At 41.6% G+C, this 23,714-nt stretch carries 22 protein-coding genes; 17 read left to right on the forward strand and 5 right to left on the reverse strand.

From position 1 onward, the window contains the following. Window positions 1-3: 3 nt before the first annotated feature. The 7 genes from M3183_RS10225 (at window position 4) to M3183_RS10255 (ending at window position 7,200) form a co-directional block, all read left to right on the forward strand. Window positions 4-459 (forward strand): SRPBCC family protein, encoded by a 456-nt coding sequence (locus M3183_RS10225; protein WP_251469188.1) that lies wholly within the window; start codon window positions 4-6, stop codon window positions 457-459. 17 nt (window positions 460-476) lie between these two features. Beyond that, window positions 477-1,352: an FAD binding domain-containing protein gene (locus tag M3183_RS10230; RefSeq protein WP_251469190.1), complete on the forward strand. Its 876-nt coding sequence runs from the start codon at window positions 477-479 to the stop codon at window positions 1,350-1,352. Between the two features lies 1 nt (window position 1,353). Continuing rightward, the gene (locus tag M3183_RS10235; RefSeq protein ID WP_251469192.1) at window positions 1,354-1,860 is read left to right on the forward strand and encodes a (2Fe-2S)-binding protein; all 507 of its coding nucleotides are present in this window, start codon (window positions 1,354-1,356) and stop codon (window positions 1,858-1,860) included. Further along, complete coding sequence (locus M3183_RS10240; RefSeq protein WP_251469195.1) at window positions 1,860-3,416, forward strand: class I adenylate-forming enzyme family protein; 1,557 nt, start codon at window positions 1,860-1,862, stop codon at window positions 3,414-3,416. Before M3183_RS10235 ends, M3183_RS10240 begins: the two co-directional genes overlap by 1 nt. Then, the gene (locus tag M3183_RS10245) at window positions 3,416-4,216 is read left to right on the forward strand and encodes an enoyl-CoA hydratase/isomerase family protein (protein WP_251469196.1); all 801 of its coding nucleotides are present in this window, start codon (window positions 3,416-3,418) and stop codon (window positions 4,214-4,216) included. Before M3183_RS10240 ends, M3183_RS10245 begins: the two co-directional genes overlap by 1 nt. Window positions 4,217-4,527: 311 nt before the next feature. After that, window positions 4,528-5,781, forward strand: coding sequence for a benzoate/H(+) symporter BenE family transporter (locus tag M3183_RS10250; RefSeq protein ID WP_251469199.1), 1,254 nt, complete (start codon window positions 4,528-4,530; stop codon window positions 5,779-5,781). A 624-nt stretch (window positions 5,782-6,405) separates the two neighbouring features. Beyond that, window positions 6,406-7,200: a carbon-nitrogen hydrolase family protein gene (locus M3183_RS10255; protein WP_251469200.1), complete on the forward strand. Its 795-nt coding sequence runs from the start codon at window positions 6,406-6,408 to the stop codon at window positions 7,198-7,200. Between the two features lie 205 nt (window positions 7,201-7,405). On the opposite strand, the gene M3183_RS10260 is transcribed toward M3183_RS10255, so the two are convergent. The 3 genes from M3183_RS10260 to M3183_RS10270 all read right to left on the reverse strand — a co-directional run bounded on the left by M3183_RS10260 (window position 7,406) and on the right by M3183_RS10270 (window position 10,477). Beyond that, window positions 7,406-8,767: a M20/M25/M40 family metallo-hydrolase gene (locus M3183_RS10260; RefSeq protein WP_251469201.1), complete on the reverse strand. Its 1,362-nt coding sequence runs from the start codon at window positions 8,765-8,767 to the stop codon at window positions 7,406-7,408. A 108-nt stretch (window positions 8,768-8,875) separates the two neighbouring features. Next, window positions 8,876-9,556, reverse strand: coding sequence for a ribose-5-phosphate isomerase RpiA (gene rpiA, locus M3183_RS10265; protein ID WP_251469203.1), 681 nt, complete (start codon window positions 9,554-9,556; stop codon window positions 8,876-8,878). Window positions 9,557-9,757: 201 nt separating this feature from the next. Then, a complete protein-coding gene (locus M3183_RS10270; protein WP_251469205.1) occupies window positions 9,758-10,477 on the reverse strand; it encodes a metallophosphoesterase family protein in 720 nt (239 codons plus the stop codon). 776 nt (window positions 10,478-11,253) lie between these two features. Between M3183_RS10270 and M3183_RS10275 the strand changes: the two genes are divergently transcribed. From M3183_RS10275 to M3183_RS10320, 10 genes are all read left to right on the forward strand, one after another. After that, window positions 11,254-12,030, forward strand: a complete 777-nt coding sequence (locus tag M3183_RS10275) for a 3-hydroxybutyrate dehydrogenase (protein ID WP_251469207.1) — start codon at window positions 11,254-11,256, stop codon at window positions 12,028-12,030. Window positions 12,031-12,175: 145 nt separating this feature from the next. Then, window positions 12,176-12,286 carry a putative holin-like toxin gene (locus M3183_RS10280; RefSeq protein WP_251469208.1) on the forward strand — a complete coding sequence of 37 codons (111 nt, stop codon included), beginning with the start codon at window positions 12,176-12,178 and terminating at the stop codon, window positions 12,284-12,286. Window positions 12,287-12,793: 507 nt separating this feature from the next. Beyond that, window positions 12,794-13,810, forward strand: a complete 1,017-nt coding sequence (locus M3183_RS10285; RefSeq protein WP_251469213.1) for a TRAP transporter substrate-binding protein — start codon at window positions 12,794-12,796, stop codon at window positions 13,808-13,810. A 122-nt stretch (window positions 13,811-13,932) separates the two neighbouring features. Next, window positions 13,933-14,430, forward strand: a complete 498-nt coding sequence (locus M3183_RS10290; RefSeq protein ID WP_251469214.1) for a TRAP transporter small permease — start codon at window positions 13,933-13,935, stop codon at window positions 14,428-14,430. Continuing rightward, window positions 14,427-15,695 (forward strand): TRAP transporter large permease, encoded by a 1,269-nt coding sequence (locus tag M3183_RS10295; protein WP_251469215.1) that lies wholly within the window; start codon window positions 14,427-14,429, stop codon window positions 15,693-15,695. The genes M3183_RS10290 and M3183_RS10295 overlap by 4 nt, the downstream gene beginning before the upstream one ends. Before the next feature lie 10 nt (window positions 15,696-15,705). Then, on the forward strand, window positions 15,706-16,680 hold the full coding sequence (locus M3183_RS10300) for an asparaginase (RefSeq protein ID WP_251469218.1): 975 nt from the start codon (window positions 15,706-15,708) through the stop codon (window positions 16,678-16,680). Window positions 16,681-16,705: 25 nt separating this feature from the next. Then, the gene (locus M3183_RS10305) at window positions 16,706-17,902 is read left to right on the forward strand and encodes a CaiB/BaiF CoA transferase family protein (protein WP_251469220.1); all 1,197 of its coding nucleotides are present in this window, start codon (window positions 16,706-16,708) and stop codon (window positions 17,900-17,902) included. 16 nt (window positions 17,903-17,918) lie between these two features. Then, on the forward strand, window positions 17,919-18,587 hold the full coding sequence (locus tag M3183_RS10310; RefSeq protein WP_251469222.1) for a GntR family transcriptional regulator: 669 nt from the start codon (window positions 17,919-17,921) through the stop codon (window positions 18,585-18,587). Continuing rightward, window positions 18,584-19,645, forward strand: a complete 1,062-nt coding sequence (locus M3183_RS10315; protein WP_251469224.1) for a tartrate dehydrogenase — start codon at window positions 18,584-18,586, stop codon at window positions 19,643-19,645. The genes M3183_RS10310 and M3183_RS10315 overlap by 4 nt, the downstream gene beginning before the upstream one ends. An 11-nt stretch (window positions 19,646-19,656) precedes the next feature. Beyond that, entirely contained in the window at window positions 19,657-20,583 is a 927-nt protein-coding gene (locus tag M3183_RS10320; protein WP_251469226.1) for a hydroxymethylglutaryl-CoA lyase, read from the forward strand. Window positions 20,584-20,612: 29 nt separating this feature from the next. On the opposite strand, the gene M3183_RS10325 is transcribed toward M3183_RS10320, so the two are convergent. Both M3183_RS10325 and M3183_RS10330 read right to left on the reverse strand, forming a co-directional pair. After that, a complete protein-coding gene (locus M3183_RS10325) occupies window positions 20,613-21,581 on the reverse strand; it encodes an LCP family protein (RefSeq protein ID WP_251469228.1) in 969 nt (322 codons plus the stop codon). A gap of 210 nt (window positions 21,582-21,791) precedes the next feature. Beyond that, window positions 21,792-23,489, reverse strand: a complete 1,698-nt coding sequence (locus M3183_RS10330) for a multicopper oxidase family protein (RefSeq protein WP_251469229.1) — start codon at window positions 23,487-23,489, stop codon at window positions 21,792-21,794. Window positions 23,490-23,714: the final 225 nt, after the last annotated feature.

Below are 23,714 nucleotides of genomic sequence, written 5' to 3' on the forward strand. Positions count from 1 at the left end.
GTGATGAATGGAGAAGGCGCTATTCAATTAAATGGAAAAGTAGAAACAGTTTTTACTAGTTTACTAGACCCGGAAGTATTAAAAAACTGCATTATGGGCTGTAACCAATTAAATAAACAGGGAGACAATGTCTATGTCGCTGACCTGTCTGTCGGCGTTGCCGCAGTAAAAGGGAAATATGATGCTACTATCCGCCTGACAGATTTAACCCCGCCAAATTCCTATAAGCTCATTGTGAATGGGGAAGGAGCACCAGGATTTGTTGAGGCCGAAGCAGAAATTCAATTAGTGCAAGTGGATGATCAACATACAGAACTAAGATATACCTATGAAGCAGCAGTCGGAGGAAAAGTAGCCGCAATCGGCCAGCGCATGCTGGGCGGCGTTGCTAAACTGATCATTAAAGACTTTTTCAAAAAGATTAAAAAGGAGCTTGAAAAAGTAAATATTGCTGATTAAGGAAGGAGGGGACAGACATGAAACCGGCAACGTTTACTTATCATCGTCCGGCAGATTTAGAAGAAGCCGTTAAGCTTTTAGACGAGTACGGCAGTGAAGGGAAAATCATTGCTGGAGGGCAAAGCTTTATTCCCATTTTGAATATGCGGATGTCTGAACCGGGGTGTCTGATTGACATCAACCAAATAGAAGAGCTGAAGAGCGTCCGTTTAGAGGACGATGTGATAAAGATTGGTGCCTTGACCACTCAACGGGAGCTGGAACGGCATGAGCTCATTAAAAAACATATTCCGCTTTTGGCAGAAGGGGTCCCATTTATCGGCCATGTTCAAACCAGAAATAGAGGGACGGTCGGCGGCAGCGTGGCCCATGCTGACCCAAGTGCAGAACTGCCGCTATGCTTTTTGGCACTGGATGCCGAAATCGTAATTGATAGTATTGACGGCAAACGGACTACAAGTATCAATGATTTCTTTATTACCTATTTAACAACTGAACTGATGCCGGAGGAAATTCTTACGGAGATTCATGTTCCGCTAAACCAGCCGAATGGCTATGCATTTGAAGAGTTCAGCAGAAGACATGGCGACTTTGCTCTAGTTGCAGCTGCCTGCCTGCTGTCGGTGGATGATGATGGTATTATCGAGAATGCAAGAATTGTCTTAGGCGGGGTTGAAGCAGTTCCCCTGCTCGCGGAAGAGGCAATGGAATATTTAGAAGGCAAAAGCCTTACGGAAAATGTCCTTGAACAAGCGGTAGAGCTTGCGGTTGTGGATGCAGATCCTGACAGCGACCTTCATGCTTCAAAAGAATACCGGCTGCATTTAACAAAGGTCATGGCAAGAAAAGCGCTGTTAAAAGCATATGACCGCGGATTACGGAAGGAGGGCTAATATGTCAAATCTCTCAGTACAAGATAAAGTGAAAATTTCATTCTCTATTAACGGCAGGGAAATCGAGGGTGAAGCCGAACCTAGAAAACTATTAAGTGACTTTATTAGAGAAGACCTTGGCCTTACTGGAACACATGTAGGCTGTGAACATGGAGTATGTGGTTCGTGTACAGTACTGTACAATGGCAAGGCTGTCCGCAGCTGTTTGATGTTTGCGGCACAGGCGGATGGATCGGAAATCCAGACCGTTGAGGGATTAGCGGTTAACGGGCAAGAGCATCCATTACAAACATCATTTACAGAATGCCATGGGCTTCAATGCGGTTTTTGTACACCAGGAATCTTAATGTCATCGGTAGAGATGCTTAATAGCGGCGAGGAGCCGACAACACAGGAAATCAAAGAAATGCTTTCCGGACATCTTTGCCGGTGCACCGGTTATAAAGGAATTATTGAGGCAATCGAAAAAGTTTGTAAACCAAATGCATGTAAAGAGGGTGAAAACTAGTGGATCTTGGTACATTGTTTGAATTTGCTGTGAATCGGTTCCCAGATAAAACGGCCATCGTAGAAGATCATAGACGGTTCACCTATCATGAATTTAACCAGCAAATTAATAAACTGGCTTTTTCCTTACAGCAAAAAGGGGTTGAAAAAGGAGACCGGGTGGTTATTATTTTGAAAAACCGCCTGGAGATGGTTGCACTTTACTGGGCAGTCCAAAAGATTGGGGCTGTTTTTACTCCAATCAATTTCCGGCTGTCAACCGAGGAAGTTGCTTATTGTGTCAATAATGCGGATGCCAAAGCCGTGATTTACGAACCAAGCAGCCAGGATGCAGCACTCTCGGGTGAATATGCACACAAGCCGCTGTTAATCAGTGTATTAGGTGCAGCAGGAGCTGATGTAACGTATGAACAGCTGCTGAATCACGACCAGGAAAACTTTAACCGCCCTTCCATTCAATTTGATGATCCTTGCCTCATGTTATATACATCTGGCACAACAGGAAAGCCAAAAGGGGTTCCAAGAAGCCATAAAAATGAATACAGTGCAGCCGTGGCCCATATTATTCAAAATCAATATGTCCTCCATGAAGGGACATTGGGGGTCATGCCGCTCTATCATACAATGGGGATGCGTTCCCTTTTATCGATGGCCTTCATCAATGGAAAATTAGTAATGATTCCTGATAACGACAATCTAAAAATGCTGACAGCGCTGGAAAAAGAAGAGATCACTTGTGTTTACTTAGTTCCAACAATTATTCATGATTTATTGCATCATAAGGATTTTTCTAAGTTTAACTTACAGAAACTTCGGAAAATTGGATATGCCGGGGCATCGATGACGACCGAATTAACAAAGGACGTTTACAAGAAACTGAAGCCGGATGTATTTGTGAATCATTATGGCAGCACAGAGGTATATACCTTCTCTATTTGCAGCTATTTGGATAAGAAACCAGGTTGTGCCGGGAAACCTGGATTCCACCAGCAGTTAAGGCTGGTTACTCCTGACCCGGAAGGCTATTCAACTCCTGATGATCTGGTTCCCCAAGGAACTCCTGGAGAAATCATTGTCAATATTGATTCTATCGAAGCTTTTCAGGGGTATTGGAACCGCCCGGATGCCAATCAAAAGGCGATTCGAAATGGCTGGTATTTTACCGGAGATATGGGAGTACTGGATGAAGACGGTGATTTATACGTAGTCGGCCGCGTAGATGACATGATTATTTCAGGCGGTGAAAACATCCATCCACTTGAAGTGGAAGATGTCATAACCTCTCACCCGGAGGTGTTAGAAACAGCCGTGGTGGGTGTGCCGGATGAACGTTTTGGTGAGAAGGTTGTGGCATTTGTCGTCACCAGAAATAACAATCTGACAGCTGCTGAATTGGATCAGCATTGTAAAGCATCTGGAAGCCTGGCAAACTTCAAACGGCCAAGAGACTATCATTTTGTATCAGAAATTCCAAAGAGTCCTGTTGGAAAAATTTTAAGAAGAAAATTAAAAGAAAACTATGAAACCTATACGAGTAAAGAGGAGAGTGTAAGTTAATGACAACAGTTAATAACAATACGTATCAATGGGATCGCATTTCAGTAGAGAAAAATAAAGAAGCAGGAACAGCAACCATTATTTTAGACCGTCCAGAAAAAATGAATACCATCAGCTTTATTGCCCGTTCCCATCTGAATCAAATTTTTGCAGAATTAGAGCAGGATCAGGAAGTTCGCGTGATTATCATTAAAGGGGCTGGAGAAAAAGCGTTCAGTTCAGGCGGTAATATTGCTCAGTTTATGGAGCAGCATCCTTCTGTCCTTTCAGAGCTGCATTTAAATGTGGCGGCACCTGAACGTTCATCTAAACCTGTTATTGCACAGCTTCAAGGCTATACCTTTGGAGTAGGACTTGAAATCGCAATGGCCTGTGATTTCCGTGTAGCGGCAGATAATACACTGATTGCATTGCCGGAAGTCAATCTTGGCATGATTCCTGGAAGCGGCGGCTCACAGCGTATTGCGAAAATCGCCGGTGTCGGCCGTGCAAAAGATATGATCATGAGAGGACGCCGTGTTCCTGCGCAAGAAGCCTATCAATGGGGACTATTGACAACTGTTACTACTCCGGAAAAACTAGAAGAAGAAGTGGCTAAACTTGTAGCAGATCTAACAAGACTTTCTCCTATGACATTAAAAGTATTAAAGCGTGTCCTGAATGCTTCACAAGATTCATCACTAAGCATGGGAATGGAAATTGAAGGTTTTGCATATGGCATGCTGCGTTCAACCCATGACTTCGGTGAAGGCGTAGACGCGTTTGTCAATAAGAGAAAACCAACTTTTACCGGCGAGTGATTCGTGTTAAGATGATGAACAAGGTGAAACCATATCACCTTGTTCATTTAAATCTTGCATTTTATGGAAATCGCTTTCATGATTATTGAACTGCTTCACCCATGCTTTGTAAAAAAAACAGGTGACTGCATCCATTCAACTAAATCATTTCAAAAAGAGCAATACCTCTAGTAGTACATCCACTGTTTAGTCTGTTTTATTTTGCTGGTTTTGGTTTTGTTACGTCTAAATAACATTTCTTTACTTCTTTTCAACTGTTTCTAATCTCAATGGTATTAATAGATTTTTAGACATATTAAGGGGTGAAATATATGAAATATTCAATTGGCGAAAGTATAAAATTATTACCAAAGTATTTGAATGCAAATACAATCAGTGCTGGCACACTTGCTGCTATATTTGGCTGTACCGGCCCGGCTTTAATCATTATTGGCGGTGCAAAAGATGCAGGGCTGTCAATGGAACAGACGATTTCCTGGTTATTTGCCGTTTATTTCTTTGGAGCCTTAATTGGACTTTATTTAGCCTTAAAATACCGGCAGCCGATTGTAGGAGCCTATTCTATACCAGGTGCTGTTTTAGTCGCTGCAGGCTTGCAGCACTACTCACTCAGTGAAATATCGGGCGCCTATTTTGCAGCTGGTGTAATCGTATTTCTGATGGGAATTTCCGGCCTGATTGGAAAGGCGATGAAATGGATTCCAGTACCGATTGTTATGGCCATGATTGTAGGGGCCATGATTCGTTTTGGTACAGGTATGATTACTTCACTTAAAGACACGCCAATCATTGCAGGTGCGGCTATTGTTGTGTATTTGCTATCTTCCCGTTTTCTTAAAAAGGTGCCGCCAATTTTAACGTCTTTTGTTGTGGGGGTTATTTTGGTAGCCGTGATGGGGGATTTCCAATCAACCAATATTAATGCAGGATTATCCTTACCACATCTATTATTGCCAACGTTTAATATTGATGCCATTATTTCCGTTGGCATCCCGCTCGCTCTTTTGGTTATTGGAGCAGAGAATGCTCAGGCAATCGGTGTTTTGATGGCGGAAGACTACAAGCCGCCAATCAATTCTATGACAATCTGGAGCGGAATTGGCGGAATGATTACTTCCTTTTTTGGTGCACATAATGCGAATATCGCAGGCCCGATGACAGCTATTTGTTCATCAAAAGAATCCGGCGAAAATAAAGAAGGACGATACGCTGCTGTCGTGGTTAATGCGGTATTATTCGGCGGATTTGGGATTATTGCAGGAGTTGCGGTGTCCTTTGTAACTGCTTTACCAGGGGCATTAGTTTCAACCGTATCAGGCTTGGCGATGATTGGAGTACTGGTAAGCTCGCTGCAAGCATCCTTCTCTGAGACAAAGTTCCAAATCGGCGCTTTCTTTTCACTGGTCATTGCCATGTCAGGAATTAGCTTCTTCGGCATCAGCTCCCCATTCTGGGCACTGATCGGCGGAGTTGTCGTATCCCTTATTATTGAAAAGGCAGACTTTGATTCTTTCAAATCAGAGGTTAAATCCGGCGATGTAACGGATATAGAAAATGCAGTTTAAAAAGGAGGCACCTTCTTCAATGGAGAAGGTGCTTTTTATATGTGGTTTAAATAATTGGGGGTTATGCGTAAGTAATCAGGGGTTAACCGCAAGTAATGTGGCAAGCGCAAGTAAACGCGGGTTATGCACAAGAAAAACGGCCTTATCCGCAAGAAACAAGGGTTTAACCGCAAGTAAACTTCGCCCATGCAAGTAAACGCGGGTTATGAGCAAGAAAAACGGCTTTATCCGCAAGAAACAAGGGTTTAACCGCAAGTAAATTTTGCCCACGCAAGTAAACGAGGGTTATGAGCAAGAAAAGCAGCCTTATCCGCAAGAAACAAGGATTTAACCGCAAGTAAACTTCGCTCATGCAAGTAAACGCGGGTTATGAGCAAGAAAAACGGCTATATTCGCAAAAAACAAGGGGTTAACCGCAAGTAAACCTTGCCCATACAAGTAAACGCAAGTAAAAAAAGTTCCCCTACCCGCAAATATTGTGAAGCTGTCCGCAAGTTAAGGCGTGAAAAACATAATGAATCGATTTTTCGAATAATTAATGCCTTCATAAGTCAGCCGGATTATAATATAGTGGAGTAATATAAAATAATTGATTTTTTGAAGCAGTGTACAGGAGGTATTTCATTGAAAATAGCCATTGCACAATTATCTACAAGTGTTGATAAAACCGCCAATTTAGAAAAAGCACGACAATTCATTGCGAAGGCTAAAAGCTTTGGGGCGGATTTTGTGGTGCTCCCTGAATATTATATGGCATTGGCCACCCCGAAATCTGGTGTGACGCCGGCGGAAGCTGCCGAGCCGCTTGATGGGCCGTTTGTCTCTGCGCTGAAGGATGAGGCACGGGAAAAGGAAATCTACGTTATTTGCGGAACTTATGAATCAAAGCCTGAAGATGTGATGCGTGCTTATAATACGACCGTCCTGATTGACCGTTCGGGAAAGCTGGTCCATTCTTATCGGAAAACCCATTTATATGACGCCTTTAGTTTTAAGGAATCAGATACGATTATTCCGGGTGAAAATCCATATAAAGTAGTAGAAACAGAGTTTGGGAAAATCGGTTTAATGGTCTGCTATGAACTGAGATTTCCGGAAATTGCAAGACAATTTGCCCTTCAGGAAGCAGATATCCTGTTTGTCCCTGCCGGATGGATTGCGGGACCAATGAAAGAGGATCACTGGCAGACATTGCTTCGTGCGAGAGCCATTGAAAATACAATGTTTGTCATTGGAGCCAATCTTGTCGGTCCTAGTTTCACCGGACGCAGTGCAGCGGTGGACCCAATGGGGGTAATGATCGCAAGCGGGGGAGAAGAGGAAACGTTAATTTTGGCTGATATCGATGTCAATCGAATTCGACAGGTTCGAGAAAAACTGCCAAGCGTAAAAGACCGCAGACCTGAATTTTATGCTTAAATTAGCAAGCTGAATAAGAAAAGCTGATGGAAGTTTTGTTCTTTCATCAGCTTTTTTAATTCATTTTAAGATTGGACTGGAAAAGACGATACTAGCTGCAACGGAACAACGTCATATCATAGACCAGCGTTTAAATGGCATGGCTAATTGAAAAATGGGTCAAATTTATCTGGCCGTTAGTCAAAAAAATGCATTCAAAATGATATTAAAGTGATTTGGTATACTCACCCAGGGCATAAATCACATGGCAGGTACAAATAATTCCGTTAAAAAAGTGATCAATTTCCAAATTCTCATTAGGAGCATGATTGGCTTGGTCAAAGTTCGCATATGGCACAATAATGGAGGGAACTCCTAAAATTTTGGTCCATACATAATCTGGAAGTGAGCTCCCTAGGCTTGGCTGAATCAGCGGCTGCTCTTGAAATGCGTTCTCAACGGCATTTACTATCACTTCTACGATTTTTAGATCTGCAGGAGTTCTTGAAGGATCCATAGAACCTAAACATTTCACCTCAATGGCGGGATCATGCTTTTGGACATGCCGGCAGATTTTCTCGTAAATATCTTTGGGATCCTGATCCACAACGAGGCGCACATCCATTTTAACTGTGGCGGAAGCCGGAATAATCGTTTTCATTCCTTCCCCAGTGTACCCGCTTTGTAACCCGTTTATATTAAAGGTTGGTTCCATTGTCAGTTTACGATAATAGGTTTCGCCATCCATTTGTAAATGAGGATAGCCGATTTTCCTTCCAATATCTTCGCTGTTAAAAGGCAGGGATTGAAGCAGTTCTTTTTCCCGCTTGGAAGGCGGGCGAATATTATCGTAAAATCCGTCAATTAATACTTGTCCGTCTTTATTCCGCATGGTTTGCAGTAAATCGATGAGTCTCCACGCCGGGTTTGGAAGAATATTTCCGGTGTTCCCTGAATGGTTATCCCTGTCTGCTCCATAGGCTGTCAATTCAAGGTCAAGCGATCCCCTTGCCCCTAATAAAATCAGCTGGCGGCCGCTATAATGTGATGAACCATCGGCAGTATAAACCAGATCTGCTTTTAGTAATTCTTTATTCTCTTTGACGAACAAAGCAAGATGCGGGCTCCCATTTTCCTCTTCCCCTTCAAATACAAACTTTATATTAATAGGAAGGTTTTTGAAAATCTCTAAATAGGTTTTTACCGCAAGAAGCTGGGCCATCAGCTGGCCTTTGTTATCACCTGCACCGCGGCAATAGATCCGTCCATCTCGGATCGTTGGCTCGAAAGGCGGGGACAGCCATTCGTCTAACGGCTCTGGGGGCTGTACATCATAATGCCCATAAAGAAGCAGTGTGAAGTGATTCTCTTCCTTCATAATTTCACCATATACCACGGGATGTCCCTCGGTTTTTAGAACTTGGGCAGAAATCCCAAAGCCCTCCATCATGTTTTTAAGGAATTCTGCACATTCTGCTATCCCAATATTTTGTGTACTAATACTTTTTTGACGTAAAAAGGCAAATAATTGTTGTAAGTATTCATCCTTTTTAGGAAGTAGAATTTCCTGGATTTTATCTAAATGCATGACATGTACCTTGCCTTCTATAAATTAGTGTCAGTAGTTAACCTATTAGAATTTTAAAGCATTAAAGTGACATGTGCTAATCAAATTTTGATAGAGCAAAGGGACTTCCTATTTGTTACCTATTTTTACGTCCTCTTCCCCTCCGATAATGACAGTGTCTGTCATTCCAAGAAAAAGTCCCGTTTCCACAACCCCTGACAAAAGCTTTAACTCCTTATGTAAATCAGCTGGATTTGAAATAGAGCCAAACGGACAATCTAAAATATAGTTGCCGTTATCGGAAACAAAGGTTTGTCCCTCTTTTTTTCTCAAAATAGGAGTTACACCAAGCGTAGCGATCCGTTGAGATGTGGTTTCCCAGCCGAAAGGAACGACTTCAACTGGAAGCGGGAATTTCCCTAATTGGGATACCATCTTGGATTCGTCTGCAATAATCATTACTTTTTTTGCCTGCATGGCGACCAATTTTTCACGTAAAAGTGCACCGCCGCCGCCTTTTATGAGGTTGAAATCGGGATCAATTTCATCCGCTCCGTCAATCGCCAAATCAAGGGATTGAACCTCGGAAAAATTGGTCAGCGGAATATTGAATTCCTTAGCCCAGTCTTCTGTCTGTGTGGAAGTTGGGATTCCTTTTATATCCAGACCTTCGTTTACCCATTCGCCTAATCTCTTTAACGTCCAGTAAACCGTTGACCCGGTGCCTAATCCAAGAACCATCCCATCCTGAACAAATTCTGCTGCCTTATCTCCGGCTGCTTTTTTCATTGCGTCTACTTTATTTAACATACGTATCACCTCTAAAAATTTAAGTGAAATCTGGGGAACAAGGGGGATTGTGTGTAATTCAATAAATGAAAAAGACCACCCTATTCTAAGAGCGGCCATAAAAGTCCTGTAGAAAAGAAAGTGATAATCCCGGAAACGTTATTTAGTATATTTTATATCGGCCTTTTTTAAACATACCACGAACGGCAAATGAACTTTTCTTTAGATCCTTGCATTTTGAATAACCTGTTTCATCATTTCTCTATTGGGATAGTCAGCTTCATCATATTGCCTCATCACTTTTTCAGCATCAAAACGAACCCGTTCAATAGAGGTGCGGAAATTGCCGTTCTCTATTTCAACCAGACCATAGGATGCCTTTTGCACACCGTCAAACGGGAGACCCACACTGCCGATATTCATGACAACCTTTCCATTGATATATCGAATATAGGGACGGTGGATATGAGCGTAAATATAAATCCCGGCATCAGATGGCTTCATCAAGCGGGCGGATAGGGTTTCATCCTCCTCATTTGGGGGGACAACATCAAACAGGCTGTCAGGTGTTGCATGAAACGCGGCTATTTTCAGTCCTTCCACTTCTAACTTCAGATGGGTGGGCAGGTTTTTTAGATAGTCAAGGTCTTCCGAATTCAGATACTCTAAAGCCCATTCACGTTCCGAATTCATTAATTCCAATGCTTGGTCAGGAACCTCACCCTTGCGGACACCGCGGACGACCCACTCATCCGCATTCCCCTTAATCACCTCTGTATGTAAGGACCGAACCAAATCAAGCGACCGCTTCGGCTCCGGCCCGCGATAGCAAATATCGCCTAAAACATAAAGCTTGTCCACCTGTCTGTGCTTCAGATCTGATAGAACGGCATCAAGTGCCACAGCATTCCCGTGAATATCTGAAATAAAGGCTATCTTCATAATGAAATCAATCCTCCAAAATATTCCTTTACTAAAATAGTACCATTGATTGATGTTGTTTTCTAGAAAAGGCATGCGTGCTGCTAGATTCAAGAGATAGTATTAGCACGCCAAAGGCCTACTCGCGGAAAGAAGGGCCAAACCCGCGGAATAAAGAGAAAAGCCGGCGGAATAAAAGGCAAAACCCGCGGAATAACCGAAAAAATCGGCGGATTTCAGAGATCAATCCGCGGAAAACCAGCAAAGCTTCTCTTTAAAAATGATAGTCAATTCCAGCACGCAAAAAGCATGCTGGCGGAAAGAAAGGAGAAACCCGCGGAATAAAGAGAAAAGCCGGCGGAATAAAAGGCAAACCCGCAGAATAACCGAAAAAGTCGGCGGAATTCAGAGATCAATCCGTGGAAAACCAGCAAGCTTCTCTTTAAAAATGATAGTTAATTCCAGCGCGCAAAAAGCATGCTGGCGGAAAGAAAGGAGAAACCCGCGGAATAAAGAGAAAAGCCGGCGGAATAAAAGGCAAAACCCGCGGAATAACCGAAAAAGTCGGCGGAATTCACCAGCATTCAAGCGGAATTAGTATCATAGACACATTTGTATCTGCGGTTTGTCATGCAACCCCAGCGGGAATACTAAAAAGAGACCTCGAAAAATTCTACTCAAATAAAAGGGAATAGACCAGTTTTTGAAGAATCATACAGATAGACACATATGGGCAGAGCATTACTAGAAACAACAACCCGCCCACAAGATTTCAGCAAGCAGGGAGGATATTTTAGATGGTAAAAGATAGAGTAGTTTTTATCACGGGAGCTGCACGCGGGATAGGATTTGAGATAGCCAAATCATTTGCCAAACAGGGGGCAAAGGTTGTGTTAACCGATTTGGATAGGGCAGGGTTGAGAGAAGCTATCGCCTCATTGAAAGAGGAGGGGTTAACAGCAGTTGGGGTTAAATGTGATGTCACGGATGAAAAGGAATTAAAGAAGGCATTGGATTTTACGTTGGAACAGTACGGGAGCCTCGATATCCTGATTAACAATGCCGGCCTTCAGCACGTGGCTCCAATTGAATCATTCCCGAAGGAAAAGTTTGAATTACTGCTATCAGTTATGCTGACAGCACCGTTTTCAGCCATTCAGCAGGTTTTTCCCATCATGAAAAAACAAAAATTTGGACGCATCATTAATATGGCTTCTATCAACGGCTTGATCGGTTTTGCCGGTAAAGCCGCCTATAATAGTGCGAAGCATGGTGTGATTGGACTGACAAAAGTTGCAGCATTAGAAGGGGCCGAGCATGGAATCACCGTAAATGCGGTCTGCCCGGGATATGTTGATACACCGCTTGTCCGGAATCAGCTGGCCGACCTTGCCAAAACACGGAACGTTCCGTTGGAGAGCGTATTGGAAGAAGTCATCTATCCGCTCGTTCCACAAAAAAGGCTGTTAAATGTAGATGAAATTGCAAATTATGTTCTTTTCCTATCAGGCGATCAGGCTGGAGGCATCACTGGACAGGCATGTGTTATTGATGGAGGATACACAGCGCAATAGAAAGAAGAGGCATTCTAAAAACTCTTCACACAAAAGGAACATTTGTTCTGGTTAATTGGTAAGAATTGTGATAACATAAATTTAGCAGCTATATAAAGCGGATGGGCGGTTGACACTCCCTGAAAGAGAGGGGGTGTTCGAAATAGTGACATATGAAGCAATGGACATGCTCCTTCAATTCGGCAGTTTACTTGTCGGATTGTTCACTGTCTTTGTGGCAATTATCGCGCTAGTCACCGATAAAAAAAAGAAGTAACCGCCCCTCTCCCGACCAAAGGAATAGGCATGTTACTTCTTTTGATGTAATCGTTCAATTCACTGGGTCAGCCGCTCTTCACGCGGCATATAGCTGTTACCTGGCTAAGCAATACCGCTGCTTAGTCTTTCTTATCATACGTTTATTATATAGGTAAATATACATAGGCGTCAATGCAAGAGCCACCCTCGATTTTTCATTATCATTTACTTAATTACCTTCACTTTCCCATTAGATTAATCTTTTTATTCACTATTAACGTTCAAAATAGCCTCATAATGATAGCAGAAGAGTTGAGAGTTGCTGTTTGATGCTTCAGCCATCTTCCTTAATTCTATCAAAAGAATATCTATTTTCCGAATTGACAGAATAATATTTTTGTTATAGTATTTTAAGTGTGATAACTGTTAACAGTAAACAGTAGACACGAAAACCAAAGAAAAAGGATGGTGGAGCTTACATATACATCTGACTTGTATTCTTAAACAAAAATAAGGGGGAAACAAATTGAAAAGGTTAATGACTTTTGTAACTGCACTTGGGTTATTTGTTGGTCTTGTCGGCTGTTCTAGTTCTGCATCTAAACAATCAAATGAAAGCGCTTCTAAAAGTGATGAAAAAGTCTATGAATTGAAATTAGGTCACACTGGTGCACCAGATCACCATTATCAAAAAATTAGTGAACAATTTGCAAAAGAAGTAGCGGAAAAAACAAATGGAAAGGTAAAAATTTCTGTATTTCCATCCGATCAATTGGGAAACCAAACTGAATCAGTTGAAGGAGTTATGATGGGGACACAAGATATGGTGTTAACGTCTGACACTGTACTTTCAAACTGGGTTCCGGACATGGGAATTTTAAACTTACCGTTCCTTTTTAAGGACACCGATGGCGTACGAAAGGCACTAGATGGAAAACCTGGTGAAGAACTTGCCAAAGAGGTTGAAGATCATGGTGCAGTACTTATTGGCTGGTGGGAAAACGGTTTCCGCCACATTTCAAACTCTAAAAAGGAAATTAAAACTCCTGCCGATTTAAAAGGGGTAAAGATTCGTGTTCCAGAAGGTGAAGTATTTATAGATACCTTTAAACAAATGGGTGCTGCTCCAACTCCAATTTCATTTGGTGAATTATATTCCGCCTTACAGCTTGGAACTGTTGATGCACAGGAAAATCCACCGGCACACATTTTAACGCAAAAATTCTATGAAGTTCAAAAGTATGTTTCTCGTACTGGACATATACACTTGTCGTCTCCATTATTAATTAACAAAAATAAGCTTGAAAGTTTACCAGAAGAATATCAAAAAGCAATAATAGAAACTGCTAAAGAGCTTGGACCGGTCCATACAAAAATGGTTAACGACCTTGAAGCAGAACAATGGAAAGAAATCGAAGCAAAAGGCATGAAAATTACGGACGTTGATAAACAGCCATTTATGGATGCAATGAAACCGGTTTATGACAAATACAAAAAGAAATTAAATGCAAATATTATTGAAGAAATCCAAAAGCTTCAATAATAGCTCTGGGGGGAATGATAGATTCTATCATTCTTCCTGGCTAGGCAATGAAACAGTTATTATGATATTTAAAACTGCCCATACCAATGGATTCCTTTCACTTTAAAAAAAGGAGAAACTATATGAAAGTCCTATCAACGCTTAATCGATTTATCCTTAGTCTCTCAGGAATTTTGCTTGGAATTATGACCTTTCTCGTTATTATACAAGTGTTTTTTAGATATGTGTTAGAAAAACCTTTAACAGGGTCGGAAGAGCTGGCCCGTTTTACGATGATTTGGCTGGTTATGATTGGTTCCACTGTAGTACTTAGAAATAAGTCACATATTGCAGTAGAATTTTTTGTTGAATTATTCCCTACAGTTATTCAGAAGGGAGCAAGAATCATTACCTATCTATTAATTTTCGTCTTTGCAATTATTTTAATGGTTGATGGATATCAATTGGCGATGACTTCAATGAGTCAAATATCTCCAGCTACACGTATTCCAAATGGATATATAGCAATGAGTATACCGGTTTCAGGTTTCATCAGTGCACTTTATATGCTGGAAAGCCTTTTTCAAGAATTTTTCTCTAAGAATAGATCCACTGACATGGAGAAAGGGGTAGAAGCATGATAGCCATTTTATTTATTACCTTTTTTATTATGCTCCTAATTGGTGTACCAATTGCCATCTCACTGGCACTTGGGTCAATTGCAGCCCTTGTTTTTGGAGGATCCGGTATTCCGCTGATTATCGTGGCGCAAAAAATGTTCAGCGGGATAAATTCTTTCCCAATTATGGCGATTCCATTATTTCTGTTGGCAGGTAACATCATGGCTGAGGCGAAAATTTCCGATAAATTAGTAGGATTAGCTTCTATTTTTGTAGGGCGCTTTCGTGGAGGTCTTGCCCATGTTTCTACAGGAGCATCAGCATTTTTCGGCGCCATTTCAGGCTCTGCACCAGCAACAACTGCTGCAATTGGCTCGATTATGATACCTTCAATGACAAAAAAAGGGTATGATAAGGGATTTTCGGCTGCTGTTGTTGCAGCATCAGGAGTCCTTGGGTTAATTATTCCGCCAAGCTTGACCATGGTGCTATATGGAGTAACCGCAGGTGTTTCAATTGGTGATTTATTTATTGCCGGGATCGTACCAGGTATATTATTGTCCCTTTTTATCATGGTCATTACCTATTACATTGCACGGAAAAATAATTTTCCAAGAGAAGACCGTTTAACGGCAAAAGAAAAATTAAAAGCCGTTTTTGACAGTTTAATTGCATTGGTTATGCCCGTAATTATTTTGGGGGGAATATACTCAGGTGCTTTCACCCCGACTGAATCGGCTGCTGTAGCAAGCCTGTATGGATTAATTGTTGGTTTTTTAATCTATCGTAATTTAACATTCAAAAAATTATATGAGATTTTAAAAAGTACTGCAGAAAATACAGCAATGATTATGTTTTTGATTGCTACAGCAAGTATCTTTGGATTTGTTATTGCAAGAGAGCAGCTGCCGCAGACGATGGCGGATATGATTTTAGGGATTACAGATAGCAAAATGGTGATAATGTTCATTTTATTAGTCATTCTATTAATTCTTGGAACTTTCTTAGACAACGTCGCAGCCATTGTTCTCGTTGTTCCTACTCTCGTAAATGTCTTGCAACAGGCTCAAATTGATCCTCTTTACTTTGGAATATTCATGGTTATTGCGCTGGCAGTAGGTCAAATCACACCTCCGGTGGGGCTGAATCTATTTGTGGCAAGTAATATCGCCAAAATAAGGTTTGAGTCGGTAGTCAAAAATACTGTTCCCTACATTATTATGTACGTCTTTGCGCTTATTTTGTTTATCTTCTTCCCAGGTATATTAACACTCTTTACAAAGTGAGGAATTAGTCATGAAGAAAATTATCTTGCTTACAACTGGAGGAACGATTGCCAGTAGACGCAACCCAGAAACTGGACTACTCAGTTCGGGAGTAATAACGGGAGAAGAGCTCTCTCAAATGTGCGATCTTCCTGATTCAATTAATTTAACCGTTCAATCGGTGCTTCAAATACCAAGTAATCAGATGAATGGAAATCGACTTTACAAACTGAAACACACCATTGAGGAAATTTTCCAAAATGTTGATGTGGATGGAGTTGTCATTACGCATGGAACGGATACCTTAGAAGAGACTGCATATTTTTTAGATCTAACTATTGAGGATGATCGTCCTGTGGTAATTACCGGCTCACAGCGAGGACCTGAAGAACTTGGGACGGATGCCTTCGTTAATATTCGTCAGGCCATCCTAACAGCCGTGAGTCCAAAGGCTAAAAAAATTGGGACACTTGTTTTATTTAATGAACGAATATTTAGTGCTCGGTATATCAAAAAAGTCCATGCTTCTAATGTTGCTGGCTTTTTCTCAGAAGGGTATGGATATCTTGGGATTGTCGATCAGGAGCACGTATCTATCTATCAAAGACCATGTCTTCGGGAATCCTATTCTATCTCAAATTCTTTCCCTTTAGTGGACATTATTCCATCTTATTTAGGATCTGATGGACGTCTTCTTCAGGCTTCTATATCTTCAGGTGCAAGAGGAATTATTTTAGAAGGATCCGGAAGAGGACATGTGTCACCAGAATTAGTTCCTTTTGTTGAAGAGGCAGGAAAGAAAGGAATCCCAGTTGTGATTACTACAAGAGCTGATGAAGGTGAGGTCAGGCATGTATACGATTTTCCCGGAAGTGTCTATGATCTAACCAATCGGGGTGTAATCGTAGGAAAAGACTATGACAGTAAAAAGGCCAGAATTAAGCTGGCTGTTTTACTCGCAGCAAATAAGCAAATAGAAGAAATAAAGGAATCGTTTTTGATATAAATAGAAAATGGAAGGGGAGTTTTTTATGTCACAGCTGCTTAATGGTCTAAGAGTACTAGAAATGGGAACATTGATAGCAGGACCTTTTGCGGGAAGATTATTTGCTGACTTTGGTGCAGATGTGATAAAAGTTGAAACACCAAAACAGGGAGATCCAATTAGAAAATGGCGCTTATTAAAAGATGATGTATCTCTTTGGTGGCATGTTCAGGGAAGAAATAAAAAATCAATCACAGTTGATTTAAAACGTGAAAAAGGACAGGAAATCATTAAAGAATTGGTCAAAGAAACAGATATTGTGATTGAAAATTTCCGCCCCGGAAAGCTGGAAGAATGGGGCTTAGGCTACGAAGATTTAAAGAGGATTAATCCTCGTATTATCATGGTTCGTATTTCTGGATATGGGCAGGATGGTCCTTATCACAAAAGACCTGGATTTGGCAGCATTGGCGAGGCAATGGGAGGAATCCGCTATCTAACTGGCTATCCTGACCGTCCGCCGACAAGGGTAGGAATCAGCCTGGGTGATTCAGTCTCCTCCCTGTATGCGGTAATGGGAGCTATGATGGCCGTTTATCATCGGGATGTATTGAAGACAAATAAGGGACAGTATATTGATATCGCTCTTTATGAATCCATTTTTAGCTTGATGGAAAGTATGGTACCTGAATATGATGTGTATCAGTTTATCCGCGAGCGAACTGGCAGTACACTTCCGGGGATTGTGCCATCCAATACTTATATTTGTAAAGACGGAAAATATATTGTAATTGGCGGGAACGGAGATAGTATTTTTAAACGTTTAATGACTGCAATTGGCCGTGAAGATGTGGCCAATGATGCTGCCTTTCAAACAAATGATTGCAGAGTACAACAAAGTGAATTTTTAGACGCCATTATTAATGAATGGGCGGGAAGTTTGCCGCTTGAAGAGGCCTTATCAATTTTAGAAAAGCATGATGTACCGGCAGGATCTATATATAGTATCGAGGATATCATGAATGATCCACACTACCAAGCCAGAGAGATGATTTTGGATACTAAACTTAAAAATGGCGAACATTTAAAAATGCCTGGGATTATGCCGAAGTTTAGTGAGACACCTGGTGAGGTAAAATGGACTGGGCCATCTTTAGGAGAACACAATGATGAGGTATTAAAGAATATTCTACATTTGACAGAGGAGGAAGTAATAGCGTTAAAATTAGATAAAATTATCTGATGCAGGGAGAAATTCTATGAGTTTGTCTATTGAAAAACCAAAACCGCTTTATGATCAAGTATATGAAACCATTCGAGCAAATATTTTATCCGGCAAGTTTCCTTATGATGAGCGAATCAATGAAATCCATCTTTCACAGGAATTAAATATTAGCAGAGGTCCTATACGTGAATCTATAAGACGGCTGGAACAAGAAGGTTTGTTGGTTCGGGATGAAAAAAATCAAATATATCCGTATCGTTCGTCTGTTGAAGATTTAGTCCATATCTATCAATGCCGGACAGTGTTGGAAGGATTAGCAGCAGAACTTGCGGCAAAGAATGGAACGGATGAAGAAAAGGAGGAGTTAAAAAAAATTATTCGCGGTACAAAAGAATTAATCGGAAATGATGAAGCGAAGGACCACCTTGTGCAATTAAATGGCAGGTTTCATGATCAAATTATTATGATGAGCCGGAATCCAAGGCTAGAGCAGCAAACACATCAGCTGCGTTCTTTAACCTTTATATATCGAGTACAGAATGTGAAAGGACTCGAAAGACAAAAACAAATATATAAAGAACATCTTTTGATTTTTGAAGCTATTCATTCAGGAAAATCAGATTTAGCACGAAAAAGTATGAGTTCTCATATTGAACATGATGCAGAACATTTAATTACAATTTTTAAGGAGGAAAATAAATGAAAAAACTATCAATTTCAGTCGTTCCAGGTGATGGTATTGGGAAAGAGGTTATGCCAGAAACGCTTCGGGTCCTTGATACCCTTGCCAATATTCACGGAGGAATTTCCTTTGACTATAGACAGTATCCATGGAGCTGTCAATATTATCTAAAGCACGGAGTGATGATGCCCGAAGATGGATTATCCAGATTAGCTGAAAGTGACGCTGTTTTCTTGGGTGCGGTTGGAGATCCTTCCATAGTTCCTGATCATGTATCCTTATGGGGGCTTTTAATCAAAATTCGCAGGGAATTTGAACAGGTGATTAATATTCGCCCGGCAAAGCAAATGAAAGGAATTGTTTCCCCGCTAGCTAACCCAAAGGATTTTGATTTGGTTGTAGTCCGAGAAAATAGTGAGGGAGAATATAGCGAAGTGGGAGGAAGAATCCACAGCGGCGATGATGAGGTAGCGATTCAAAATGCTGTTTTTACAAAGAAAGGTACCCGCCGTGCAATGGAATATGCCTTCGAGCTAGCTAACCGCCGGGGGCGTCATGTCACAAGTGCAACCAAATCCAACGGAATTGTCCATTCTATGCCATTTTGGGATGAAGTATTTAAAGAGGTTTCAGCGAAGTATCCAGAGATTTCAACGAACTCAGTACATATTGATGCCCTGTCTGCTTTCATGGTGACGAAGCCGCAGACCCTTGATGTTATTGTGGCAAGCAACCTGTTTGGTGATATATTAACAGATATAGGTGCCGCTATTATGGGAAGCATCGGGATTGCCCCAGCTGCCAATATCAACTTAAATGGCAAGTATCCATCCATGTTTGAACCTGTTCATGGATCGGCGCCTGATATTTATGGCAGAGGAATCGCCAATCCTATCGGCCAGATTTGGACAGGAAAAATGATGATTGACCATTTTGGGGAAACCGAGCTGGGAAATCTGCTTTTAACTACTATTGAAGAAGTATTAAACGACGGGATTAAAACACCTGATATTGGCGGAACAGCATCAACAACGGAAGTAACCAATGCCATTATTGAAAAGTTAGTATCGAAATCCTAGAAAGGGGCGGCATGATGATTACTATTAATGAAGTAGTAACACGTGATGGGTTTCAGCTGGAGGGTCAATGGATTCCTACTGATGAAAAAATTAACTTGATTAATAGATTAAGTGAAGCAGGGTTCCATAAAATAGAGGTCACTTCTTTTGTTTCGTCAGTTCATGTTCCTCAGTTAAAGGATGCTGCCGAAGTCATGAAGGGAATAACGAGGAATCCCAATGTTACCTATGTGGCCTTGGTTCCCAATCTTAAAGGGGCTCAAAGGGCATTGGAGGCGGACGTTGATGAAGTGAATGTGGTTATCAGCGCAAGCGCCACTCACAATCTAGCGAATATCCGCCAGACACATGAACAATCTTTGGCCGGTCTTAAAGAAATTGTTTCACTATTCAAAGGAACACGAGTGAAAGTTAACACATCGATTGCCACCACTTTCGGCTGCCCGTTCGAGGGAACCATACAGCCGGAAGCTGTGTGTAACTTTATTGAAAACTATTTAGCTGCGGGTGCAGATAGTATTTCACTTGCGGATACAACGGGGATGGCCCATCCGGTCCAGGTTGAGGAACTTTCTAGAAAAGTGTTAGAGATGTTTCCGAATGTTCCATTTACCCTTCATTTTCACAATACAAGAGGAATGGGGATGGCTAATATCCTAGCTGGTATCCAGGGAGGCATCACTCAGTTCGATGCTGCAATCAGCGGTATTGGCGGCTGTCCATTTGCACCAGGTGCTACGGGTAATGTCTGCACAGAAGATGTGGTCCATATGCTGCATGCGATGGGAATCAAGACAGGTGTTGATCTTGACCAAATTCTTTCTATTTCAAAAACATTACCAAAGTTAATTGGCCATGAAACACCCGGTCAAATTATCAAAGCGGGAAAAATAACAGATTTGCATCCAAGTCCATTGAAAAAGGCCGAATCCTATTAAAATGAAGGGTTCGGCCCTTTTTGGGGCAGCTAGTCACTTTGAGCAACACTATTCTCTCCCAAAAATGCTTCCAAAGCTTTTTTATTTTGATCAAAATCTACTTCTAATACTTCGCCAACATCCTGATAGCGTTTATTTTCATAGCTTCCATTCTCCGGGAGCCGCAATGTTTCAATCCCATCTCGGTTTGCCAGCATATCTTTTCCGATTTTCAAAATAGTAGACGTATCCATATTGGTTTCGATATAGGTTTTTGAGATATCTAATAGCTCTGGAAGTTTGGCTACTGTATTTAGACCAATGGCTTCTTCTTTTAATTTTGAGATGACTTCCTGCTGTCTTTGCACCCGCCCAAAGTCACTCAGCCGGTCTTTACGAAAACGGACATATCCCAATAGTTCCTTGCCATGCAGGGTTTGTTTCCCTTTTTCTAACGTCATTCCGATACCTTCAGACATCTCATGAGGGACATCCACCTCAATCCCATCTGGAACAAGGACATCAACGGCTTTTTCAAACCCTTTAAAATCAACCAGCGCATAATAATGAATATCCAGCCCAAAGTTTTCTTTAATCGTCTCCCTGAGTAATTCAGGACCTCCAAAGGAATAGGCTGCGTTTAACTTTTGCTGGCCATGCTGGGGGATGGTGACATACATATCCCGCATGAGAGAGATAAGTTTGGCCTCATGTGTTTTAAGATTGTAATGGCCGACCATTATCGTATCCGTTCGAGCTTGCGTTTCACCGCGCGAGTCACTGCCCAAAATAAGCACATTGATGGAGTCTGTTTGATTTTGTGCCTTTTGAATGGATGAACTTTCGTCTGCTTTTGCCCAATGATGATCCGCTGCTTTTTTAAACGGATGGTTGAGTGCCTGGACCGTTTCTTCTATGTACTGATAGATTGTAAAAAGACCAACCATAAAGATTCCTATGAAAAAAAGGGCGCCAAATACTCTGGCCCATCTTATTCGTTTCCTGTTCTCCCGTGCCAATTTTGCACCACCTTGTTTTATGGGTCTATCTATGTAAGCAGGTAGAGATTTCTATGTTTTGGACATACTCTTGAAGTAGTAATTATTCCATAAAGTGTTTTCATTTCCATGAATATGAGGTTACATTTTTTTAAAAAATTTATTACGTCCTACAACAAATTAGAAGCATGAGGGCGGTTCTAATAGGAAACGCCTCCATGCTTCATTACATTAAGATGAACTGGATGATTCTTCGTGATCGTGGTCGTCATCATGTCCCGGCTCGTCATCACACGTGCAGTCTTCGGTTTCAGTTTGCGGGCATTGTGTAAATGAATCATCGTCACACTCTCCAGGAAACGGTACAGCAGGATTGAAGCTTGGGTTATCCAATACCTCGTATGGCCGCATCATGTCGTGATCTTCGTGTTCGAGAATATGACAGTGCCAAGGATAAATGCCGCTATATGGACCGAAGCGTGCGATAATTCTTGTCACTTCCCTAGGATTTGCCCGGACAGTATCCTTCCACCCGCGCTCATTATCGTCTGGAGGCATTGGCGGATCGACAACAACTGGATTATTGGGATCATCAGGGTCACCCGTGAATGTTGCTCGGTTTAGAATTTGAAATTGGACAAGATGCAGGTGAATTGGATGTGTATCCTCTGTGAAATTGTATAATTCCCATATTTCTGTTGTTCCATTATAAGGGGTTTCCGTTATAGGCAGGTCATTCCAAAGCATTTGATTTAGTAAAAGCAGAAGCCGCTTATATTCATCTCTGCCCTCATTTAAAGTGTTGACACGAATTTGAGAAGCATCAGCGGGATCTAATGTTTCTAAGCAGCTAAGAGCGGCTGGAATTTTACTTTTATCAGGATGAGATAGTTTTTCTTTCACACGGAATTCCATGATTTGTGTTAAATCGGCTGTCGGTTCATCACCGAAAGGGAAAGGTGCATTTGCACTATTGGTCAGGATGATCTTTTGCCCATTGTGATTTGAAAAATCAATGATAACATCGGCACGCTCTGCTGGTGCGAGAATAATCATGTTTGTTTCGACATGAGCTGCCAGCAATCCGCCATCTGTCCCAATTTGCATAAAGTTTTGGCCGTTGCTCAAACCCATTTGGTAAAAACGTGCATTGGATCCATTTACAATCCGGAAGCGGTATTTACGTGGTTCTACTTTAAGATATGGCCAGACCTTTCCGTTCACTAGAATGGTGTCACCGAAAAACTCCGGTACGACCGAAGGATTTGGAAAGTGCGGTACATCGGGTGGAATATCATCAGGCTGCGAAGGATAGAAAAGTTCTCCATTTTCACGAAAAGAACGGTCTTGAATTAATAATGGGATTTCGTATTTTCCACTTGGCAGGTTTAATGCTTTTTCCTGTTGGTCCCGAATAAGATAGAGGCCGGCAAGTCCTGCATAGACATTGAGCCGTGTAGCGGACAGTGCATGGTCATGATACCAAAGTGTGGCAGGACGCTGACAGTTTGGATAATAATAAGTCTCATGAAGGAATTTCGGTCCTTTATTTTCAAAATTACGTGTAAACCATGCTTCCGGATACCCATCATTTTCAGGACGAACACGGCCGCCATGAAGATGGACAACGGTGCGTACGGAAGGCTGATCAGGCGTTGCTCCCATAAGGGTACGGTCCACTGGTAAAAGGTGTTTATAGGGAAGTTCATTTTTCCACTTTACATAGATGGGTTGATTCCGCTCTGCTTCAAAGGTCGGACCTGGATACAAGCCATTGTACCCCCAGACAGTTGTGGGTGGTAAATCACGGTGCAGCCGCTGCTTCACCTGCCGCATCGAAACCTCATAGTAAGGATTGCCATTACACGTACCAACAGGTTTTAAAACCGGCGGTATCGGAAGCGCATCCACAAACTTTTCTAAAAACACAATACCCTCTCCTTTTTGAAAGATTATTATAGTAAATGAAAAATCATACAGAAATGTGTGGACGAGAGTGGAAAGCGGGGGGAACCTTTCAAGAGATGGTATTTCGTTAGGGACAGTTATAGTAAAATGGGAGTGAGTTTTGTCATCTAAAGGTCTTATTAAATCATTTTTCCGAAATTTATTTTGGCTGAAATAGGGGCTTTATTAGGACAGCTGCCAAGGAAC

This window comes from Neobacillus mesonae, from assembly GCF_023715155.1.
GTDB lineage: Bacteria > Bacillota > Bacilli > Bacillales > Cytobacillaceae > Neobacillus > Neobacillus mesonae_A.